4 protein-coding genes are annotated in these 4,043 nt (G+C 39.0%); all 4 read right to left on the reverse strand.

The genetic code is table 11. The features are described 5' to 3' along the window. Positions 1-314: 314 nt before the first annotated feature. Positions 315-650 (reverse strand): DUF3325 domain-containing protein, encoded by a 336-nt coding sequence (locus tag A9Z07_RS02190; RefSeq protein ID WP_069576573.1) that lies wholly within the window; start codon positions 648-650, stop codon positions 315-317. Beyond that, positions 650-2,344 (reverse strand): PepSY-associated TM helix domain-containing protein, encoded by a 1,695-nt coding sequence (locus A9Z07_RS02195; RefSeq protein WP_069576575.1) that lies wholly within the window; start codon positions 2,342-2,344, stop codon positions 650-652. The genes A9Z07_RS02190 and A9Z07_RS02195 overlap by 1 nt, the downstream gene beginning before the upstream one ends. A 4-nt stretch (positions 2,345-2,348) precedes the next feature. Next, the gene (locus tag A9Z07_RS02200; RefSeq protein WP_069576577.1) at positions 2,349-2,696 is read right to left on the reverse strand and encodes a DUF3649 domain-containing protein; all 348 of its coding nucleotides are present in this window, start codon (positions 2,694-2,696) and stop codon (positions 2,349-2,351) included. A 503-nt stretch (positions 2,697-3,199) separates the two neighbouring features. Further along, on the reverse strand, positions 3,200-4,043 hold an 844-nt coding region (locus A9Z07_RS02205), incomplete at its 5' end, for a LysR family transcriptional regulator (RefSeq protein ID WP_069576579.1).

Raw genomic sequence — 4,043 nt, forward strand, 5'->3', positions numbered from 1 at the left:
CTTAACAGATTATCAGCACACGATATATCCATAAAAAAATACTACCCAAAATTACAAAAGTTACATTGATAATTCGGAACTAAAAATTGACATTTTTTATAAAGAGGAAGAAACATTTATCAAGTTTGTTAAATTGTATTTATAAGTTCTTATTACTTTGAAAAAACTAATATTTATTTCATAAAGAGTAACCCACTCGGTTTAAGCTTCCTGAAATGATGACTGGTAAGCCAAGCTAGCCCTATATCTCATGCACAAATAAAAAGAGGAAAGTTTAGTTCCCTCTTTTTATTTAATGACGATAAAACTAAGGCTTAAATCAAACTCAAAATCAGCAGCAGTCCGAATAAAGCAGCCGCGATCACATTGGCCTGCAATAATTTTTTAGGGTGATAAGTCAATAACAGCCCTACCGCCAAAGCAGCAAAGCTGATACAACCCAACCATTCTGACAAACCGATCGAAGCACCTTTTAAATATATTGCAGCGACAGCAGAGAGCAACAAAATACTCCACCCTACAATTTCAAAACGTCGGCTATTTTGAGCCGAGATTGAGGATGTAAAAATATCTCGTTGATGCTTACTCATCCCACAAGCCAGACTCGATAGCGCCACCACGGTAACGCACCACAACATCAATGCTGCCATTATGCTTGCTCCTGTGCCGACTGAGCCTTAGACTTTTTTTTCTGCTTAACTGGTAGGCCTTGATAACGCTTTAATTTGTAATAAGAATAGATAAAGATCAGCCCTAAAATAATGCAAACCAGATCAAAACTGGCGATCATCCATTGTCCATGATAGATACTCATCCATAAGGCCTGCCCACCTGTAACCAAGTTCAGAATTGGGATAAACAGGAACATCGCTGCAGCTAAAGCCAGTTGCTCTAGCCATGCTAGACGATGTGCCCGAACAGCCGCATGAACCAAGCACAATAACCAGACAATAAAGAACACATTAATTTCTAAGGGTGAGCGCTCTACCAGTTGTGCGGGTATAACACGATTAGCAAAGAAATAAGCTGCACAGGCAATTGGTAAACCTGTAATCGCTGTAATATTCAGAACTTCAACCACGCGATGACCAAAGGGTTTATAACCAAGCTTTTGTACATCTGGAATGCGTTTCACAACCCATAAAATCAAACCGGAAGCGATCATCATCGTGCCTAAAACACCTGATAAAAATAATAACCAGCGCAAGACAGAATCTACACCACGTGCCATATGCAACCATGTCACTAAGGTATAAATGGCTTTTGATGCCGAATTTACGGGCTTGGCTTCATCAATTGGTTGCCCAGTTACCGCATTAAACTTGAGTGAAGGAACACTTTCCCGATCCAGCAATGTGGTGGTACGCGTGGCATTAAATTGCACATCAGCTTCAATAGTATTCGGTTTATTCACTCGAATAGAGAAAATCGGATTATCGCCCCAACCCTGCTGCACGCTTTGACTCAGTGTTGTCAAATTCACCATGGGTGCAGTTGCAATCACAAGCCTTTCTTGTTCGGATTCACGACGACCACCACCTCGATTGCCACGTCCTTGTTCAGCTGCCTCTTTCTGCTTTTGCTCTGCCAGTAAACGTGCTTGTTCAGGTGTTTGGGCAACGGGTTCATTTAAAATCTGATAAAAATTTCGAACATTGCCATAGTGCGTATTCATTGCCCACGGCATAAATAAATGCATCAAGAGCAACAAACCACTAAAGGTAATCATGATATGAAATGGCAAGGCAAACACAGCCGTTGCATTGTGAGCGTCCAGCCATGAACGCTGGCCTTTGGCAGGACGGAAGGTAAAGAAATCCTTGAAGATTTTTTTATGGGTAATAATGCCACTGATAATCGCAACAAACATCAACAGTGTCGCAATACCCACAATCCAGCGCCCCCAAATTCGCGGCATACCATAAAGCTCAAAATGAAAGCGATAAAGAAAACCACCGCCACGCGTTTCTCTGGCTTTAATTTCATGACCAGTTTGTGCATCCAGATAAATTTCACCACCACGACGTCGCCCTTCTCCTGGCTGACGGACATTCAGCATAATGGCTGGCTGTCTTTCATTGGCAAAACGGATATTCCAGCTCTCGGCACTTTGTCCTTTTTGATTTAAATATTGCAGTGCATAAGTTAATTGTTGTTGCTGAGAAGTGGTATTCACGGATTGATGCAGTTCTGGCTTCATCCAGACTGTAATTTCATTTTGGAAGAAACTCAGTGTTCCCGTAAGAAAAACAGCATAGAGCAACCATCCCAGTAAAAGGCTGGTCCAGGTATGTAACCATGACATTGATTGGCGTGGGCCTTCATTTTTACCATCTACACGCATGACCTTAACCTTTTAAAAACCAATACAACACTGTCATCACCAGACTCGGTATCACCACACCCAACCACACTTTCAGGGTTGAATTGACCATAAACACCCAGATGAATATGGCGCAATGGATCACAAAAGCCAGCATGGTCGCGCTAAATACGGCACTGGCTTTGAGGGGTTCCGATGAAAATAAATAACCACTCAACATCGTTGCAATCGCGGCAAAGTAATATCCCCCAAAAATTGCGAGTACAAAACGTGAAAAAATCATCAATCGATATTGAATCAATGATGATTGTTCAACTTGTTTTTTAGTCGCCCGTTTTGTGGAAACCAAAGGAATCGAGGCTTCAATAGTCATAAGAGATACCAAGAAAACTGCTGATTGTTTGAAATCAACAACACTTCTATATTCAGGAGAGCGGTCTATAAGAAAAATTAAGATTTAAACCATTTGAGAAATCACAGATCCACGCCTGGACAATGCCAATGTTGTGTCACCTCTCATCTCATTCTAAATTTCTACCCCTTCGTAACTTAAGGTAGGCAATTGCCTGCACATCCTTTTCTCAGGTAAAAATGAGAATAAATTTAGATCAACCTTAATTTATCCTTAAAAAATTCAACAAATAATACACAAAATCAACAAAAAGAACAATAATGATAATAATTATCATTATTTTATAAAAATGCTGATCTTTAAGCTTTGAACAGTGAGAAAGAATTGTCTAAAAACTATTTTTTAAATATATAGTTATTTGTTTTAATTAATAAAATTGAGTGAACCGTATAAAATTTTATTTACCACATGGATCAAAAGAATCTTATTCTGTCAGTTAACAATTGAAGAACTCATCCATACATCTACTCATGAATAGCCTCCCCTCCATCAAACTTAAATCGCTGCTTAATGATTTCCATCACTTTGCTTAACTTATCTTGTGATACATTTGGCCTAGCGACTAGAAACACATACATTTCCGACCTGAAATCCTGAATATCCAATACCGCTAAGGTGTTATTCACTTCATTGTAATATTCAAAAAACGGCTGTGGAACCAAGCCAATGCCTTCATATTTCTCTACAAAATCTAACTGTGATTTGGTGCCAAAAATTTCATGTCTGATATGTAGCTTTTTCCCTTGGCTCATCAATCGATTATTTAAATCTACTCTGAAACCACATCCTTCTGGATTTAACACCCAGCCCGTACGATTACAGTCATCTAGACTCTTATACTCTCGCACCATTTCTTTACGCCCAATAATCACCAGCGGCACAGTTCCCAGCAAAGACCAGTTCTCTTTGCTATCTGGTGTCTGGCTCGTAGGCAATAAAATGACTGCTGTATCAATTTCATGGTCATTCAATAATAGAATTAAGCTTTTCCCCCATCCATTCACAATTTCAACTTGCTCAAAAGCATCGACAATGTATGGAGATAAACTACTGTTTAATGTATGTGGAATGCCCATTCTTAAATCAAAATCGGTTTTTACTTCCTGTATATTTTCATTCAAAAACTGAAAATTACTGAGCTGTTTCAATTCAGCCAATACATGAAATGCTTTGAAATAAAATTTATGTCCTAATGGTGTCAGCTGTAAAGGTCTTGCTTTTCTATCAAATAGGATAAATCCAATTTTTTCCTCGAGTCTGCTAATATTTTTAGAAATGACAGACTGACTTACTCCGAGATTCTCAGCA

It is taken from the genome of Acinetobacter sp. YK3 (assembly GCF_001729365.1).
Taxonomy (GTDB): Bacteria; Pseudomonadota; Gammaproteobacteria; order Pseudomonadales; family Moraxellaceae; genus Acinetobacter; species Acinetobacter vivianii.